Origin of the sequence: Azospirillum sp. TSO22-1, assembly GCF_003116015.1 — a bacterium.
GTDB lineage: Bacteria > Pseudomonadota > Alphaproteobacteria > Azospirillales > Azospirillaceae > Azospirillum.
On the sequence record NZ_LGQZ01000015.1, the window covers coordinates 17,520 to 35,484 of the forward strand.

Genomic DNA, 17,965 nt, shown 5'->3' on the forward strand with positions numbered 1-17,965 from the left:
TTCCTTCCTGATGACCACCCACAGTATCGGTTGATGGCAAGATGACGTCGTCCCTGACCGCGCAGTACGGACACAAGATCAAGACCGCGCAGGAGCTGCGGGAAATCCTCGGGCCCCTGCCCCGCGCCAGGAAGGCGATCCTGTGCCACGGGGTCTTCGACATCGTGCACCCCGGCCACGTCCGGCACCTGCTGTTCGCCAAGAGCAAGGCCGACATCCTGATCGCCAGCCTGACCGCCGACCGGCACATCGACAAGGGCAAGTACCGCCCGCACGTGCCGCAGGACCTGCGCGCCCTCAATCTCGCGGCGTTCGAGATGGTCGACTACGTCGTCATCGACGAGAACGACAAGCCCCTGACCAACCTCGGCATCATCCGGCCCGACTACTTCGCCAAGGGGTACGAGTACAACGCCAGCGGGCAGATGCACCCGAAGACCCGCGAGGAGCTGGAGGTCGTCGAGGGCTACGGCGGCCAGATCATCTTCACGCCGGGCGACATCGTCTACTCCTCCAGCAACCTGATCAACCTAGCCCCGCCGCAGCTGTGGCTGGAGAAGCTGCTGACGCTGATGGACCGCGCCGGCATCGGCTTCGACGACCTGCGCCGGACGCTGGACCGCATGGCGGGCAAGCGGGTCCACGTGGTTGGCGACACCATCGTCGATTCCTACACCCACTGCGCGATGATCGGCGGCCAGACCAAGACGCCGACCATGAGCGTGCTGTTCGAGAACCAGTCCCACTACATCGGCGGGGCCGGCATCGTCGCCAAGCACATGAAGGCGGCCGGGGCCGAGGTGGTGTTCTCCACCGTGCTGGGCGAGGACCCGCTCAAGGCCTTCGTGCTGGACGGGCTGGCCGAAGCCGGGGTCGAGGTGCGCGCGGTGATCGACCCGACCCGCCCGACCGTCAACAAGAACGCCATCGTCGCCGGCGGCTACCGCCTGCTCAAGATCGACACGCTCGATAACCGTTCGATCTCGGACTCGATCCTGGACGACCTCGCCCGCTCGGTGCGCGAGCGGCCGACCGACGCCGTGGTGTTCTCCGACTTCCGGCACGGCCTCTTCAACCGCCGCACCATCCCCACGCTGGTGGACGCGATCCCCGACGGCGTCCTCAAGGTCGCCGACAGCCAGGTCGCCAGCCGCTGGGGCAACATCACCGAGTTCAAGGGCTTCGACCTCATCACGCCGAACGAGCGGGAGGCCCGCTTCGCGCTCGCCGACCAGGATTCCGGCGTGCGGCCGCTGGCCTCGCTGCTCTACGACACCGCGCAGTGCAAGCTGCTGATCCTCAAGCTCGGCGCGCGCGGCGTGCTGGCCTGCCGGACGGCCGACCACGAGGCGCTCGACAGTTTCTTCGTGGTGGACAGCTTCGCCGACACGGTGGTCGACCCGGTGGGCGCCGGCGACGCGCTGCTCGCCTATTCGACGCTGGCCATGCTGGCCGGCGGCAACGCGGTGGTCGCCACCATCCTCGGCAGCATGGCGGCCGCCTGCGAGTGCGAGTTCGACGGCAACATCCCGGTGACGCCGCAGCACCTGATGGCCAAGATCGACCGCGTCGAGCGCGAGGCCCGCTTCGAGGAGAACCCCGCGTGAGGGTCATCGTCGTCGGCCTGGGCATCCAGGGCCACAAGCGGCGCAAGCACGCCGGGGCGGACTTCGTCGCCGCCGTCGACCCGGTGCACCCGGAGGCCCGCTACCGCGCCGTCGAGGAGGTGCCGCTCGCCGACTACGACGCGGCGCTGGTCTGCACCCCGGACGAGCCGAAGGCGGCGCTGCTGCGCCACCTGCTCGGCAACGGCAAGCACGTGCTGGTCGAGAAGCCGCTGTGGACCGCCGGCACGGACGAGATCGCCGGGCTGGAGCGGCTGGCGCGGGCGCACGGCGCCGTCTGCTGCACCGCCTACAACCACCGCTTCGAGCCGCACTTCGTCGCCATGCGCGACCTGATCGCCTCGGGCGCGCTCGGGCGCATCTATTCCTGCCGGGCGTTCTACGGCAACGGCACGGCGCGGCTGGTGCGCGACAGCGAGTGGCGCGACCAGGGGGCCGGCGTGCTGCCCGACCTCGGCTCGCACCTGCTAGACATGTGCCGGTTCTGGTTCGGCGACCTGCCCGACGGCTTCCGCCTGATCGCCGCCAACCGCTTCGAGAACCGCGCCCCTGACCATGTGGTGATCGACAACGGCCCCGCGGCCGGCGGCGGCGTGCCGCGCATCGAGCTGGAAATGACGCTGTGCATGTGGCGCAACCACTTCACCTGCGACATCCTGGCCGAGAACGGCACCGCCCACATCGAGAGCCTGTGCAAGTGGGGGCCGGCCAGCTTCACCCACCGGGTGCGCGTGCTGCCCTCGGGCCGGCCGCCGGAGACCCGCACCACCCTGGTCGAGGACGACCCGACCTGGGCGGCCGAGTACGCCCACTTCAAGGATCGGGTGGCCGCCGGCGCCCCGACCGATCTGTCCAACGACCTCTGGCTCCAGCGCTGCCTGGGCCGCCTCGGCGCGGAGGCCGCACGATGACCGCCAGCACCGCCCTGCCCACCGTCGGCTTCGCCGGCATGACGCACCTCGGCCTGGTCTCGGCCTCGGCGGTGTGCGGCAAGGGCTTCCCGACGGTCTGCTACGACCCCGACGCGGCGCTGGTCGGGCGCCTGCGCGCGGGCCGGCTGCCGGTGGTGGAGCCGGGCCTGGACGAGCTCGTCGCCGGCAACGGCGGCCGCCAGGGCTTCACCGCCGACGTGGCCGACCTCGGGCGCTGCGACGTGGTCTACATCGCCCCCGACGTGCCCACCGACGAGCAGGGCCGCAGCGATCTGGCCGGCATCCGCGCGCTGATCGACCGGGTGGCGGCGGCGCTGCGCCCGGACGCGGTGATGGTGGTGCTCTGCCAGGTGCCCCCCGGCTTCACCCGCGCCCTCGCGGTGCTGCCGCCCGAGCGCCTGTACTATCAGGTCGAGACGCTGGTGTTCGGCATCGCCGTGCAGCGGGCGAGCGAGCCGGAGCGCTACATCGTCGGCTGCGCCGATCCCGCGCGGCCGCTCGACCCGCGCTTCGCCGCGGTGCTCGGCGCCTTCGGCTGCCCGGTCCTGCCGATGCGCTACGAGAGCGCGGAGCTCGCCAAGATCTCCATCAACATGTGCCTGGTGGCGTCGATCGCCGTCGCCAACACCATGGCCGAGCTGTGCGAGCACGTCGGCGCGGTGTGGGGCGAGATCGTGCCGTCGCTCAAGCTCGACCGCCGCATCGGCCCGTACAGCTACCTCGCGCCCGGCCTCGGCATCGCCGGCGGCAACCTGGAGCGCGACCTGGCGACGGTGCAGCGCTTCGCCGCCGAGCACGGCACCGACGCCGGCGTGGTCGACGCCTGGATCGCCAACAGCCGGCACCGCCGCGACTGGGCGGCGCGGACGCTGCGCCGCGAGCTGCTCGACGCCCGGCCGGACGCCACGGTGGCGGTGCTCGGGCTGGCGTACAAGGAGAACACCCACTCGACCCGCAACTCGCCGTCGCTGGCCACCATCGCCCAGCTGCCGGCCGCCACCCGGCTGCGGCTGCACGACCCGGTGGTGCCGGCGTCCGCCGCCGGGCGGGACGCCGCCGGCTGCGCCGACCCGCTGGCCTGCGCCGCGGGGGCCGACGCGCTGGCGATCCTGACGCCGTGGCCGGCCTACCGCGCCCTCGACCCGAAGGCGCTCGCCGTGGCGATGGCCGGCCGGCTGGTGCTCGACCCCTACGCGGTGCTCGACGCGCAGGCGGCGGTCGCCGCCGGGCTCGAGTACCACACCCTGGGGCGCCCGCCCCTGACCGCCCGCGGCTGACCGCCCGCACCCTGACCGGAGGCCGTTCGATGCTCACCCATTCCCTTGTCGCGCCCGCCCCGCCGGCCCGCGTGGTGGTTCTGGGGGCCGGCGGCTTCATCGGCCGCGCCGTCGCCGAACGGCTGGCCGCGGATGGCGTGCCGGTGCTGGCGCTGAGCCGCACCGACGTCGACCTGCTGGCCGCCGACGCCGCCGAACGGCTGGCCGGGCACCTGCGCTCCGACGACAGCCTGGTGGCGGTGTCGGCGCTGGCGCCCTGCAGGAACAGTGCGATGCTGGCCGACAATCTGGTCATGGTGCGCGCCATGCTGGGGGCGCTGACCAAGGTGCGCGTCGCCCACGTGGTCAACATCGGCTCCGACGCGGTCTTCGCCGACGGCCCGGTGCCGCTCACCGAGGCCTCGCCGCGCGCTCCGGACTCGCTGCACGGCGCCATGCACCTGGCCCGCGAACTGGCCTTCGCCGCCGAGGCCGGCGCGCCCCTTGCCACGCTGCGCCCGACGCTGGTCTACGGCGCCCGCGACCCGCACAACGGCTACGGCCCCAACCGCTTCCGCCGCCTCGTCCACGAAGGCCGGGAGATCGTGCTGTTCGGCGAGGGCGAGGAGCGGCGCGACCACGTGCTGGTCGACGACATCGCCGAGATCGCCGCGTGCGTGCTCCGCCATCGCTCGACCGGCAGCCTCAACGTGGCCAGCGGCGCCGTGCACAGCTTCCGCGCCGTGGCGGAGATGGTGGCCACCGCCGCCGGACGGGAGGTGCCGATCCGCGGCACGCCGCGCAGCGGGCCGATGCCGCACAACGGCTACCGGCCGTTCGACGTGTCGGCGATCCGCGCCGCCTTCCCCGACCTGCAAATGACCCCGCTGGCCGAGGGCCTCGCCCGCGTCGAGCGGCAGCTGCGCGCCGCGTCCACCGCCGCGCCCACCGAAGGAGCCCCCTGATGGCCGAGATCGACCTCCTCGCCTCCCTGCCCAAGGCCAAGCGCAACATCCAGAAGCGCAAGGACGCCAAGGACCCGGCGGTCGTCGCCGTCGCCAAGACCTACGGCGAGATGTACTGGGACGGTCCGCGCGAGTACGGCTACGGTGGCTACCGCTACGACGGCCGCTGGCGGGCGGTGGCGCGCGACATCATCGCGCATTTCGGCCTGAAGCCCGGCATGCGGGTGCTCGACGTCGGCTGCGGCAAGGGCTTCCTGGTCAAGGACCTGATGCTGGAGTGCCCGGGGCTGGAGGCGTTCGGGCTCGACGTCTCGCTCTACGCCATCACCAACGCCCCGCCCGAACTGGCCGGCCGACTGCACCTGGGCACCGCCGAGAAGCTGCCCTTCGCCGACGGCGCCTTCGACTGCGTGCTGTCGCTCAACACCATCCACAACCTGACCCGCCCCGCCGCCGTGCGGGCGATGCGTGAGATCCAGCGCCTGTCGGGCGGGCGCGCCTTCGTGCAGGTGGACAGCTACCGCACGCCGGAGGAGAAGGAGCTCTTCGAGAGCTGGGTGCTCACCGCGGAGTTCCACGACTACCCCGCGGGCTGGATCGCCGTGTTCGAAGAGGCGGGCTACACCGGCGACCATTACTGGACGATCATCGAATAGGCGGCGGAACACGCGCGCCGACACGACAAACCAAGGGAAAGAGTTCCGCGATGGCTGGCAAGACCTATGCAATCCTGGGCGGCGGCGGCAGCTTCGGCATCCACGCCGCCTTCTACCTGCTCCGGCACGCCGAGCCGCGCAAGGTGATCGGCATCGGCCGCAACCCGCTGCGGCCGGAGCCCTTCTCGCTGAACATCGAGAAGCAGCCGGGCTACGAGTACCACGCCCGCCATGTCACCCACGAACTCGACCTGCTGCTCGAACTGCTCGACCGCGAGAAGCCGGAGGTCATCGTCAACTTCGCCGCCCAGGGCGAGGGCGCGGTGAGCTGGAAGCACAGCTGGCGCTTCTTCGAGACCAACTCCATGGCGCTCGCCCGGCTGAGCGAGGAGCTGATGAAGCGCGACTGGCTGGAGCGTTTCATCCAGATCGGCACCTCGGAGATGTACGGCTCGGTCGACCACGCGGTCACCGAGGACGAGCCGATCAAGCCGTCCTCGCCCTACGCCGCCTCCAAGGTGGCCTTCGACATGCACCTCCTGTCGATCCACAAGTTCCTCAAGTTCCCGATGAACATCATCCGGCCGTCCAACGCCTACTGCCCGGGGCAGCTGCTGCACCGGGTGATTCCCAAGGCGATCTGGTGCGGCCTGACCGGCAACCGCCTGCCGCTGCACGGCGGCGGCCGCGCCGAGAAGAGCTACATCCACGCCCGCGACCTCGGCCGTGCCATCCACCTGGTGGCGGAGAAGGCGCCGCTCGGCACCGTCTACAACGCCGGGCCGGCGCTGCCGACCTCGATCCGCGAGGTGGTGGAGCGCTGCGCCGGCGCGCTCGGCATGCCGTTCGAGGAGCTGTGCGAGGTAACCGGTGATCGCCTCGGCCAGGATTCCCGCTACTGGCTCGATTCCAGCGCCCTCAAGCGCGATACCGGCTGGGAGCCGGAGATCGGCTGGGACGAGGGGCTGGCGGAGATGGTCGAGTGGGGCCGGCGCTACCTGGACCAGATCCGCGACTGGCCGACGGACTACGTGCTGCGGGCCTGACCCGATCCCTGTACCCCGAGAACCCCCGAGGGAGCGCTCCATGGAGCACCGTGTCTCCAACGCCTTCGACCGCGCGGCGGCGCGCGCGCGCTGCCGGGCCTACCGGCGGCGCATCCTGGAGATCTCGCAGCAGGTGTCGGCGCTGCACGTAGCGCCGGCCTTCTCCTGCACGGAGATCACCGACGCCGCCTACAACGGGCTGATGCGGCGCGGCGCCGACGGCGCTCCCCTCGACGTCTTCCTGATGTCGAAGGGGCACGGCTGCATGATCCAGTACGTGATCCTCGAGGAGATGGGGGTGCTGGAGCGCCGCGACCTCGATCTCTACTGCAAGCCGGGCGGCCGGCTGGGGGCGCATCCCGACTACGGCGTGCCGGGGATCGCCGCCTCGACGGGCTCGCTCGGCCACGGGCTTGGCATCGCCGTCGGGCAGGCCTACGCCGAGCGCCTGAAGAAGACCGGCGTGCGGATCTTCTGTGTGCTCTCCGACGGCGAGCTGCAGGAGGGCTCCACCTGGGAGGCGATGATGATGGCCGCCAACCTGCGGCTGTCCAACCTCGTCGTGCTGCTGGACAACAACGACTTCTCCGGCCTGGAGCGCATGAGCGAGGCGCACCGGGCGTTCTACCCGGTGCTCGACAAGGCGCGCGCTTTCGGCTGGGAGGCGGCGGAGGTGGACGGCCACGACGGCGGCGCCATCGTCGAGGCGGTGGAGGGCCGCGCCGGTGGCGACCGGCCGATGCTGGTGACCTGCCGCACCGTCAAGGGCAAGGGCGTGTCCTACATGGAGCACGTGCCGATCTGGCACTACCGCTCGCCCAATCCCGAGGAATACCGCCGCGCCCTGGCCGAGATCGAGGAGAACTGACCCGTGCGCAACCGCTTTGCCGACGTCTTCTACGATCTGGCCAAGGACGACCCGCGCCTGTGCATCGTGGTCGCCGACATCTCGCCGGCCGGCTCGATCGCCCGCTTCCGCGAGGAGTTTCCGGAGCGCTTCGTCAACACCGGGGTGGCCGAGCAGATCATGATCGGCATGGCCGCCGGCATGGCGCAGCGCGGCCTCAAACCCTTCGCCTACACCATCGCCACCTTCGCGCTGTACCGACCGTTCGAAATGGTGCGCGACGACCTGTGCTACCAGAACCTGCCGGTGACCGTGGTCGGCATCGGCGGCGGCGTCACCTACTCGACGCTGGGCGCCACCCACCACGCCCAGGAGGACGTGGCGCTGGCCTGCGCCGTGCCGGGGCTGTCGGTGATCGCCCCGTGCGACCCGCTGGAGGCAGAGGCGGCGACGCGCTGGTGCGCCACGCAGGAGCAGGGGCCGGTCTACCTGCGCCTCGCCAAGGCGGGCGAACCGGTGCTGACCGCCGACGCGCCCGAGCCGTGGGAGTTCGGCCGCCTGCGCACCCTGCGTCCCGGCCGTGACGTCTGCGTGCTGAGCTACGGCGCGATCATGGACATGACGCTGGAGGTGGCCGACCGCCTCGCCGCCGCCGGCCGCAGCGTCTGCGTCAAGTCGGTGCACACCGTGAAGCCGCTCGACCGCGCCGGGGTCGAGGCGGCGCTGAAGGACTTCGCCCACGTGGTGGTGATCGAGGAGTGCGCGCCCAACGGCGGCCTCGGCATGCAGGTCAAGGCGATCGCCCAGGAGACCGGGGCGCACTGCCGGCTCGACGCCTTCTCGCTGGCCGACGCCTTCATCCACTGTTACGGCAGCCACGCCGACCTGCTGGCCGAGCACGGCCTGTCGGCGGAGCGCATCGCGGCGGCGCTGCTCTAAGGTGGCGCCATGACGACTCTGCAGGAAGCCCTCCAGCACGCGCTGTCCCGGCACAACGCCGGCAGCCTGGGGGAAGCGGAGGCCGTCTATCGGCAGATCCTGCAGGCGGTTCCGAACCACCCCGAGACGTTGCGCCTGTTGGGTGTCCTGACGCTCCAGCGCGGCGACGCGGCGGGGGCGGTGGGCTGGCTGCGGCAGGCGGTGGCGGCCGACGGGGGCTCGGCCGAGATCCGCCAGACGCTCGGCCTCGCGCTGCGCCGGATGGGTCGGGCGGAGGAGGCCGCGGACAGCCACGCCATCGCCTTCGCGCTCGATCCCCGGCGCGCCGACGCGCTGGTCGGCGTCGGCCTCGTCCACGCGCAGTGCGGCCGGGCCGGGCAGGCCGCGGCCGCCTTCCGCGCCGCCCTCGCCCTCGCCCCGGCCGACGAGACGGCGCTGTTCCAGCTCGGCCTGCTGCCGGGTGATACCGTTCCGGCCACCGAGGTCGCCGAACGCTACCGCGCGGCGATCCGGGTCAGCCCCGACACCGCGGTCTTTTACACCAACGCCGGCCTGCTGCTGCGCCGCCTCGGCCGGGCGGAGGAGGCGGAGCGGGTCTACCGCGCCGGCCTCGCCCGCACCCCCGGCGACACGACGTGCCTGCGCGGCCTCGGCGAGACCCTGCTGGACCGCGGCCGTCCGGAGGAGGCGGAAGTCTGGTTCGCCCGCGCCGTGATGTCCGACCGGGGCGCCACCGACGCCCGCGACGGCCTCGCCCGCGCGTTCGAGCGCCGGTTCGACTACCCCCGCGCCGAGGCGCAGTTCGCGCGCCTGGTGGCGCTGGCCCCGCACGACGCCCGCGCGCACTACAATCTGGGCATGATGCACGAGCGGCAGGGGCGGCTCGTGGACGCCGTGCCCTGCTACGAGCGCGCCTGGCGCCTCGACCCCGGCTTCGACCCGCCGTGGGAGAAGATCGTCCAGAAGTTCACCTACTGCGACTGGCGCCATTTCGAGTCCGACTGCCGCGCGCTCATCGACCGCGTGCGCCGGCAGGACCGGGCGCTGCCGCCGCTCGCCTTCCTCTACCTGCCGACCACCGCCGCCGACCAGCATCGCTGCGCCGTCAACCACATGCGCGAGGTCGAGCTGAAGGCGCTGCCGGCTGGCCTGCGCGAGCGAATCCGCTTCGCCCGCCGCCCGGGCCCGCGCGAACGGCTGACCATCGGCTACCAGTCGGGGGACTTCCGCGACCACGCCGTCGCTCACCTGATCGTCGGCCTGTTCGAGGAGCACGACCGCGCCGGCTTCCGCGTGTTCGGCTATTCCACCGGGCCGGACGCCGCGGGCCAGCCGCTGCGCCGGCGCATCGAGGCGGGCTTCGACCGCATGACCGACATCCGCGACCTGAGTGCCCTCGACGCGGCGCGGCGCATCCACGAGGACGGGGTGGACATCCTGGTCGACCTGTCCGCGCATACCCGGCACGCGCGCCTCGACGTGCTGGCGCTGCGCCCCGCCCCGATCCAGCTCAACTGGCTGGGCTATCCCGGGACCTCGGGCGCCGACTTCATGGACGGCATCCTGGTGGATCCCATCGTCGTGCCGCCCGACCAGCAGCCCTTCTACAGCGAGCGGCTGATCCACCTGCCCGACTGCTACCAGCCGAACGACCGCAAGCGCCCGGTCGCCGCCGAGACACCGACCCGCGCCGCGTGCGGGCTGCCCGAAGACGGCGTCGTCTTCTGCAGCTTCAACCACGCCCCGAAGATACTGCCCGAGACCTTCGACGCCTGGATGCGGATCCTGCACGCGGTGCCGGGCAGCGTGCTGTGGCTGCTGCACACCGACGACCTCGCCGACCGCCGGCTGGCCGAGGCGGCGGCGGCGCGCGGCATCGATCCGGCCCGGGTGGTGTTCGCCGACCGCGTGCCGCTCGCCCGCCATCTGGCGCGCTACCGGCTGGCCGACCTGTTCCTCGACACCTGGCCCTACAACGCGCACACCACCACCAGCGACAGCCTGTGGGTCGGCTGCCCGCTGGTGACGCTGATGGGCGACACCTTCCCCGCGCGCGTCGCCGCCAGCCTGCTGACCAACGCCGGCGTGCCGGAGCTGATCACCCGGTCCCTGGCGGAGTACGAGGCGCTGGCGCTGGACCTCGCCCGCGACCCCGGCCGCCGCCGGGCGCTGCGCGCCCGCTTGGAGGCCAACCGCGACACCTGCCCGCTGTTCGACACCCCGCGCTTCGCCCGCAACCTGGAAGCCGTCTACCGCCGCCTGTGGGACGAGCATCTGGCCGGCCGCTTCGGGGCGTGACGGGGGCCGCACGTCATTGACAGCGGCCCATCCGGCGTCGCACACAGGCCGGCGTCGCACACAGGCCCGCAACCCACCCGCCGTCCACCCGCGAGGGAGCCCGTACCGTCATGCCGCACCCGCTGGCCATCACCTGGAACCTCACGGAAATGCACGGCTGGGGGCTCCTGGGAGTCCACACCGCGCTCTACCTGCTGGACGTCGGCCGCCCGCCGCTGCTGCTGGAGAAGCCGCTCTTCAACACCATGCGCCCGACCAACCGCGAGCGGCTGGCGGCGCTGACGCCGGGCTACGAGAGCGTGCTGAAGGCGCAGGAGCAGCACCCCGGCAAGCGCTTCCAGCTGGCCGAGCACACGGTGATGCACGGGCTGTCGAACGGTTTCCTGCCCGGCCCGGTGTCGGACCGCTTCCGTGGCCGGCGCAACGTCGGGGTGATCGCCTACGAGGACACCCGGCTGACGCCCGAGGTGGTGACGCGCGCCTCCTCCTGGGACTCCATGGTCGTCCACTCCGCCTTCAACCGCCGGCTTCTGGAGGAGAAGGGCGTCCCGAACGTGCGGGTGGCGCTGCAGGGCATCGACCCGACCGAGATCCACCCCGGCACCGGCAGCCGCCGCTTCGGCGACCGCTTCGTGGTGTTCTCCGGCGGCAAGCTGGAGTTCCGCAAGGGCCAGGACATCGTGCTGGCCGCCTTCCGCGTCTTCCAGCAGCGCCATCCCGAGGCGCTGCTGGTGACCGCCTGGCACAACCCGTGGCCGGCCACCGCCATGAGCATGGCGGACTCGCCGCTCGGCACCGGGGCGCCGCGGGTGGGCGCCGACCAGCGGCTGGACATCACCGGCTGGGCCACGGCGAACGGCGTGCCGGGGGACGCCTTCCTCGACCTCGGCTTCCTCGGCCGCGACCAGATCGCGTCGGTGCTGTGGGACTGCCACGCCGCGGTGTTCCCCAACCGTTGCGAGGGGGCGACCAACCTCGTCGCCATGGAGACCATGGCCTGCGCGGTGCCCACCGTGCTGTCGGCGAACACCGGCCACCTGGACATCGTCGGCGACGACCGCACCTACGCGCTCAACGACCAGAAGCCGGTGGCCGACCGCGACGGCAGCCGCATCGACTGGGGCGAATCCTCGGTGGACGAGCTGGTCGAGCGGCTGGAGGAGATCCACGCCGACCGCGCCGAGGCCGCGCGCCGCGCCGCCAACGCCGCCCGCTTCATGGCCACCGAGCGCACCTGGCGCCGGTTCGCCGAGGACTTCGTCGCCGCCGTGGACCAGGCGTGAGGGGGCAGCCCCCTCACCCGCTCACAGCCGCCACAGCTCCACGCCGTCCGGGACCGACGCGCGGTCAAGCACGCCGCGGACGTCGACGACCAGCCCGCGCCCGCCGCGCAGCAGGCCGGTGACCAGCGGCCAGCCGCCCTGGCGGAACGCCTCGTGCGGCACCGCCAGCACCACCGCGTCGGCCGGCGGCAGCGCCTCGCGGGCGTGCACCGCCAGACCGTACTCCGCCTCCGCCTCGGCCGGGTCGGCGAACGGGTCGTGCACCGCCACCGCGACGCCGAAGCCGGCGATCTCGGTCACCACGTCGACCACCCGCGTGTTGCGCAGGTCGGGCACGTTCTCCTTGAAGGTCAGCCCCAGCACCGTGACCCGCAGGTCGGGCCGCGGCCCCTTGCCCATCAGGCGCTTCACCGTCTCGCGCCCGACGTACTGGCCCATGGTGTCGTTGATCCGCCGCCCGGCCAGGATGACGTTGGGGTGGATGCCCAGCTGCTCGGCGCGGTGCGTCAGGTAGTAGGGGTCGACGCCGATGCAGTGGCCGCCGACCAGCCCCGGCACGAAGGGCAGGAAGTTCCACTTGGTGCCGGCCGCCGCCAGCACGTCGAGCGTGTCGATGTCCAGGCGGTGGAAGATCGTCGCCAGTTCGTTCATCAGCGCGATGTTGAGGTCGCGCTGCGTGTTCTCGATGACCTTGGCGGCCTCCGCCACGGCGATGGAGGAGGCGCGGTGGATGCCCGCCTCGACCACGCTGCCGTACATGGCGGCCACCGTGTCGAGCGTCGCCGGGTCGGAGCCGGAGACCACCTTGACGATGGTCTCGAAGCGGTGCAGCCGGTCGCCGGGGTTGATGCGCTCGGGCGAGTAGCCGACGCTGAAGTCGCGGCCGAAGCGCAGGCCGGATTCCTCCTCCAGCACCGGCACGCACTCCAGCTCGGTGGCGCCGGGGTAGACGGTGGATTCGTAGACGACGATGTCGCCCTTCTTCAGGTGGCGGCCGACCGTGCGGGTGGCGGAGAGCAGCGGCCCCAGGTCCGGCCGGTTGGCGGCGGAGATCGGCGTCGGCACGGTGACGATGTGGAAGTCGGCTTGCGCCAGGTCGGCCGGGTCGGCGGTGAGGTGCAGCTTCGCCGCCGCCAGATCCTCGGGGGCGGCCTCGCGGGTGTGGTCCCGCCCCGCCCGCAGTTCGGCCACGCGCTGCTGGTTGATGTCGAAGGCGACGACCGGGAAGCCCTTGCGGCCGAAGGCGATCGCCACCGGCAGCCCGACGTAGCCAAGCCCGATGACGGAAACGCGACGCGACGAAGTCATTCTCTTGCTCGCATGAGAACGGGGCCGGGCGCGGCCCCACCGGAAGGCGCCACATATAGCCGCAATTTCCGCGGCTGGCGAGGATGCCCGCACGGCCGGCGCGGTTTGTCCCACCACCCCTTGGGCGCCCTTCCGCCGCCCTTCGACCGTTGCGCGGCGGCGCCCGACCCGGTATCCCTTCGCCACGCCTCCCAGCCCGCCGGCGCCCCAACCGCTGGCGAAGGATAAGTCGATGAACCGCCGCAGCCCGCCGCCCTCCGCCGCCGCGTCCAAGCCGGCGCCCGCCGCTCCCCTCCACCCGATCCTTGCCGAGATCCAGCCGCTGCTGCGCGCCGGCAGGATCGCCGAGGCGGCGGCGCGTTGCGAGCAGGCGATCGCCGGCGGCGCGGAGGATCCGCTCCTGCTGCTCAACACGGTCCACCTCCAGCTGCACGTCGGCCGGAACCAGGAGGCGTTCGACCTGTGCGAGCGGATCCTCGCCCGCCAGGCGGACCACATCGACGCGCACTTCAACCGCGGCCTCGCCGCCATGCGCATCAACCGCTACGAGGAGGCGCTGCACAGCTTCCAGACGGTGCTGAAGCGCAAGCCCGACTACGTCGAGGCGCTGACCAACCTGAGCGCGGTCTATTTCGGCCTGGGCTTCATCCGCGAGGCGCTGGAGCCGCTGCACAAGGCCAACCGGCTGAAGCCCGACTTGGTGCCGATCTGGCAGAACCTGCTGTCCATCACGAACTACGACGAGACGGTACCGCTGTCCGAGCTGATGGAGCTGCACCGCCGCGCCGGCAAGCACATCGCCCGCGCCGCCGGGCCGCGCCCGACCTCCTATCCCAACACCCCCGATCCCGACCGACCGCTGCGGATCGGCTACCTGTCGGGCGACCTCTTCAACCACCCGGCCTCCCACTACATCGAGCCGGTGCTGCGGCTGCACGACCGCAGCCACTTCGAGCCGTTCGCCTACTCGCTGATCGGCTGGTCAGATTCCGTGACCCAGGCCTTCCGGTCCATGGTGCCGAACTGGCGCGACGTCGGCCTGACGGACGACGCCGGGCTGTTCCGCATGATCCAGGACGACCGCATCGACGTCCTGGTCGACCTTTCCGGCCACACGGCGCGCAACCGGGTGCTGGTCGTCGCGCGCAAGCCGGCACCGGTGACGGTCAACTGGATCGGCTACCTGAACAGCATGGGGTTGACGGCGGTCGACCACGCCGTCCTCGACCCCCACCTGCTGAGCCCGGCCGCCGAGGCGGCCTTTGTCGAGGCGCCGCTCAAGCTGCCACACACCGCCTACTGCTACACCCCGCTGATCGCCGGGCGCGAGCCGGCGGAGGCGCCGTGGCAGCGCAACGGCCACATCACCTTCGGTTGCTTCAACAACCCGGCGAAGCTGTCCGCCGCCTCGCTGAAGGCCTGGGCCGAGATCCTGAAGCGCGTGCCCGACAGCCGGCTGCTGTTCAAGTACAAGACCTACAGCGTGCCCATGGTGCAGGCCCGCGTCATCGAAGCGCTGGCCGGCCACGGGGTGGCGGCCGACCGGGTTCGCTTCGAGGGGTTCTCGCCGCTGGGGTCGTTCTTCGACACCTTCGGCAGCATCGACGTGGCGCTCGACAGCTTCCCCTACACTGGCGTCACCACCAGCATGCACACGCTCTTCATGGGCGTGCCGCTGGTCACGCTGGAGGGCGACACGCCCATGCAGCGCTTCGGCCGCACCGCGCTGATGGCGATCGGCCGGCCCGACTGGATCGCCCACACGCCGGAGGAGTACGTCGCCGTCGCCGAGACGATCGTCGCCGAGGTGCGGGCCAACCCCGGTCTGCGCCACGACATCCAGAACCGCATGATCGCCTCGCCGATGATGCAGCACGAGCGCTTCGTGCGCGACCTGGAGGCGGCCTACCGCCAAGCTTGGTCGCTGTGGTGCGGCCGGCATGCCCGCTGACGACACGCCGGCGGGCTCCCCCTCCGCGGTCGGCGCGGTCACCACGCTGCCGGAGGCGTACGCGCTGGCGGCGCGGCAGCTCGAGGCCGGCGACCTCGCGCTGGCGGCGCACGTCGTCGGCTGCATCCTGGCGGTGCGGCCGGAGATGCCCGAGGCGCTGCACCTGGACGGTCTGATCCGCCTGCGCTCCGGCCGGCCGGCTGAGGCGGTGGAGCGCTTCGCCGCGGCGCTCGCCGGCCGGCGCTCGCCCGTCATCCTGTCGAGTCTGGGCAGCGCGCTGCAGCTCTGCGGCCGGCTCGACGAGGCGGTTGCCGTGCAGGCCGAGGCGGTGGCGCTGGAGCCCGCCGCGCCGACGTGGCGGCGCAACCTCGCCGTCCTGCTGCAGGCGGCCGGGCGCGACGGCGAGGCCGAGGCGGCGCTGCGTGCGGCCGCCGGCCTGGGCGACGCCGAGGCGCTCTACATGCTGGGCCGCCGCCGTTTCGAGCACGCCGACGCCGAGGGGGCGGCGCGCGCCTTCGCGGCGGCCTGCGCCGTGCGGCCGGACCACGCCGAGGCGATGACCGGGCTGGGGCTCTGCCGCGCGGGGGCCGAGCGCCGCGGCGAGGCGCTCGCCCTGCACGCCCGCGCGCTGGCGCTCGACCCCGGCCGGCTGGAGGACGCGGTGCACGGCCTGGACGTGGCGCGCACCGGCATGCGCTTCGACGCGATCGAGCCCTGGCGCGGGCGGCTGGCCGACACGCTGCCGCGGGCGTTCGGACGGGCGCACTGGCACCTGCTGTCGAGCGTGCTGTACCGCGACCTCTACCGTCCTCTGCCCGAGGCGCTGCGGACGCGCACCGAGGCGGCGCTGACCGAACGGCTGCAGGCGCTGGCCGCCGCCGCGCCGGTGCCGCGCCCGGCTCCGGCGGCGGACGGGCGGCTGCGCGTCGGCTACCTGTCCGGGCTGCTCGCCAACCACCCGGTCGGCCAGGTGACGCTGTCGCAGTTCGCCGCGCACGACCGCGCGCGGATCGAGACGCACGGCTTCCTGCGCAAGCCGGCCTCCCCCGACGACCCCTACGCCGCCCGCCACCGCGCCGGCTTCGAGCGGGTGCACGAGCTGGCCGGCCTGCCCCCCGAGGCGGCGGCGCAACGGATCCGCGAGGCGGACATCGACGTGCTCGTCTACCTGGACGGCCACATGGACAAGGACGGGCTGGCGATCATGGCGCACCGCCCGGCCCCGGTGCGCGTCTTCTGGCTGGGGCACGCCGGCGGCATCGGCACGGCGTGCGCCGACTACCTGCTCGCCGACCGCCACGTCGTGCCGCCCGGCGCCGAGCGCGCGTACGCCGAGCGGCTGGTCCGTCTGCCCGAGTGCTACCACTGCGCCGACCGCCACCCGATCGCCGAACGGCCGCGCCGCGCCGACCACGGCCTGCCGGAGGACGGCGTCGTCTTCTGCGCCTTCAACAACACCGAGAAGATCGACGAGCCGGCGTTCCGCGCCTGGATGGACATCCTGCGCCAGGTCCCCGGCAGCGTGCTGTGGCTGTCCGGCTCGCCCCGCGGGCAGGTCGCCGCCACCCTGCAGGACTTTGCCGCGTCCCTCGGCGTGGCGCCGGAGCGCATCGTCTTCGCCGGGCGGGTGCCCGACAAGCGCGACCACCTCGCCCGCTACCAGCTCGCCGACCTGTTCCTCGACACCTGGACGATGAACGCGTCCTCCACCGCGCTCGACGCGCTGTGGGCCGGCGTGCCGATCATGGTGCGGGCCGGGGACTGCTTCTCCAACCGCATCAGCACCTCGATGCTGCACGCCGTCGGCCTGGGCGCCCTGGTTTGCCCGGATGCGCGCGCCTACGCCGCGCTGGCGGTGGCGCTGGCGCTCAACCCGGCGGTGCTGGCGGAGTGGCGGGCCCGGCTGTGGATGAACCGCGAGACCACGCCGCTGTTCGACGCCGGCCGCTTCGCCCGCAAGCTGGAGGCGGCGTTCACCCGCATGCACGCGCTGAGCGCCGCCGGGCTGCCGCCGCAGGCGTTCGACCTGTAGGGGACGTCAGTCCGGGATGTAGAGTTGCGGGCAGCCGGCGCGCAGGCCGGGCTCCGCCGGGAAGCGGGCGCGCTGCGCGACCGTCGCCCACCGCTCGTAGAACAGGTGCATGTTGCGGGTGCGGAAGTCGCCGTGCCTGGCCAGCAGTTCGGCGTTCTTGGCTTGGTTGACCCGCTCGATCTCGCCCAGGTAGGCGTGGAACATCGGGATGTCGATGTAGACGTCGCGCAGTCCGAAGTGCTTGTAGCGCATGCACATGTCGGCGTCTTCCCAGTACGCCGGCGTGTAGATCTCGTCGAACAGACCGAAGCGCCGCACGGCGGCGGCGCGGATGATCGCCACCGAGCCGTTGACGAAGAAGAACTGCCCCGCCTCCTTCTCCGCCCGGGTGGCCGGGCGGATGAGCCCCGGCTCGCTGACGTAGCAGACCGGTCCGCCGACCGCGGCGGACGGGGCGGCCTCCATCCCCGTCACCAGCGTGTCGAGCCAGCCCGGTTCGCCGAAGATCAGGTCGTTGTTGATGGTGACGAAGTAATCGAAATGCCCGGTCCGCCGCATCGCCTCGAAGTTGCGGTTGTGGCCGGCGGAATAGCCGATGTTGGCGTCCAGGTACTCGACCGAGACCCACGGATGGCGGGCGTCGAAGGCGCGCAGCAGCGCCAGCGTCTCCGGCCCCGACCCCTGGTCGAGGATGCGCAGATGGAAGCCGTTGCCCGGCCGGTAGGCCTCCAGGTTGCGCAGCAGGTTGTCCAGATAGCGGACGGAGTCCCAGACCAGCAGGCTGACGATGGTGACCGGTCGCATGGGGCGGCGTCCTGGGAGGGAAG

14 protein-coding genes are annotated in these 17,965 nt (G+C 72.3%); 12 read left to right on the top strand and 2 right to left on the bottom strand.

The genetic code is table 11. From position 1 onward, the window contains the following. The first annotated feature begins 41 nt into the window (after positions 1-41). From TSO221_RS05365 to TSO221_RS05410, 10 genes are all read left to right on the top strand, one after another. Positions 42-1,607, top strand: coding sequence for a PfkB family carbohydrate kinase (locus TSO221_RS05365; RefSeq protein ID WP_109117450.1), 1,566 nt, complete (start codon positions 42-44; stop codon positions 1,605-1,607). Continuing rightward, complete coding sequence (locus tag TSO221_RS05370; RefSeq protein WP_109117451.1) at positions 1,604-2,536, top strand: Gfo/Idh/MocA family oxidoreductase; 933 nt, start codon at positions 1,604-1,606, stop codon at positions 2,534-2,536. The genes TSO221_RS05365 and TSO221_RS05370 overlap by 4 nt, the downstream gene beginning before the upstream one ends. Further along, entirely contained in the window at positions 2,533-3,834 is a 1,302-nt protein-coding gene (locus tag TSO221_RS05375) for a UDP binding domain-containing protein (protein ID WP_109117452.1), read from the top strand. The genes TSO221_RS05370 and TSO221_RS05375 overlap by 4 nt, the downstream gene beginning before the upstream one ends. 29 nt (positions 3,835-3,863) lie before the next feature. Further along, the gene (locus TSO221_RS05380; protein ID WP_109117453.1) at positions 3,864-4,778 is read left to right on the top strand and encodes an NAD-dependent epimerase/dehydratase family protein; all 915 of its coding nucleotides are present in this window, start codon (positions 3,864-3,866) and stop codon (positions 4,776-4,778) included. Further along, entirely contained in the window at positions 4,778-5,434 is a 657-nt protein-coding gene (locus TSO221_RS05385) for a class I SAM-dependent methyltransferase (RefSeq protein WP_109117454.1), read from the top strand. The genes TSO221_RS05380 and TSO221_RS05385 overlap by 1 nt, the downstream gene beginning before the upstream one ends. A 50-nt stretch (positions 5,435-5,484) precedes the next feature. Continuing rightward, entirely contained in the window at positions 5,485-6,480 is a 996-nt protein-coding gene (locus TSO221_RS05390; protein ID WP_109117455.1) for a GDP-mannose 4,6-dehydratase, read from the top strand. A gap of 40 nt (positions 6,481-6,520) precedes the next feature. Next, on the top strand, positions 6,521-7,348 hold the full coding sequence (locus tag TSO221_RS05395; RefSeq protein WP_109117456.1) for a transketolase: 828 nt from the start codon (positions 6,521-6,523) through the stop codon (positions 7,346-7,348). 3 nt (positions 7,349-7,351) lie between these two features. After that, positions 7,352-8,266: a transketolase C-terminal domain-containing protein gene (locus TSO221_RS05400; protein ID WP_109117457.1), complete on the top strand. Its 915-nt coding sequence runs from the start codon at positions 7,352-7,354 to the stop codon at positions 8,264-8,266. A 9-nt stretch (positions 8,267-8,275) separates the two neighbouring features. Then, positions 8,276-10,564, top strand: a complete 2,289-nt coding sequence (locus TSO221_RS05405) for a tetratricopeptide repeat protein (protein WP_109117458.1) — start codon at positions 8,276-8,278, stop codon at positions 10,562-10,564. A 110-nt stretch (positions 10,565-10,674) separates the two neighbouring features. After that, positions 10,675-11,847, top strand: a complete 1,173-nt coding sequence (locus TSO221_RS05410; protein ID WP_109117459.1) for a glycosyltransferase — start codon at positions 10,675-10,677, stop codon at positions 11,845-11,847. A 21-nt stretch (positions 11,848-11,868) separates the two neighbouring features. On the opposite strand, the gene TSO221_RS05415 is transcribed toward TSO221_RS05410, so the two are convergent. Beyond that, the gene (locus TSO221_RS05415; protein ID WP_109117460.1) at positions 11,869-13,155 is read right to left on the bottom strand and encodes a nucleotide sugar dehydrogenase; all 1,287 of its coding nucleotides are present in this window, start codon (positions 13,153-13,155) and stop codon (positions 11,869-11,871) included. Between the two features lie 232 nt (positions 13,156-13,387). Here TSO221_RS05415 and TSO221_RS05420 point away from each other — a divergent pair, with 232 nt between their 5' ends. Together TSO221_RS05420 and TSO221_RS05425 are read left to right on the top strand one after the other, a co-directional pair. Continuing rightward, complete coding sequence (locus TSO221_RS05420) at positions 13,388-15,106, top strand: tetratricopeptide repeat protein (protein ID WP_109117461.1); 1,719 nt, start codon at positions 13,388-13,390, stop codon at positions 15,104-15,106. After that, positions 15,096-17,138 (top strand): glycosyltransferase, encoded by a 2,043-nt coding sequence (locus tag TSO221_RS05425; protein ID WP_109117462.1) that lies wholly within the window; start codon positions 15,096-15,098, stop codon positions 17,136-17,138. Before TSO221_RS05420 ends, TSO221_RS05425 begins: the two co-directional genes overlap by 11 nt. 6 nt (positions 17,139-17,144) lie before the next feature. Here TSO221_RS05425 and TSO221_RS05430 read toward each other — a convergent pair whose 3' ends face one another. Next, positions 17,145-17,942: a glycosyltransferase gene (locus tag TSO221_RS05430; RefSeq protein WP_109117463.1), complete on the bottom strand. Its 798-nt coding sequence runs from the start codon at positions 17,940-17,942 to the stop codon at positions 17,145-17,147. Positions 17,943-17,965: the final 23 nt, after the last annotated feature.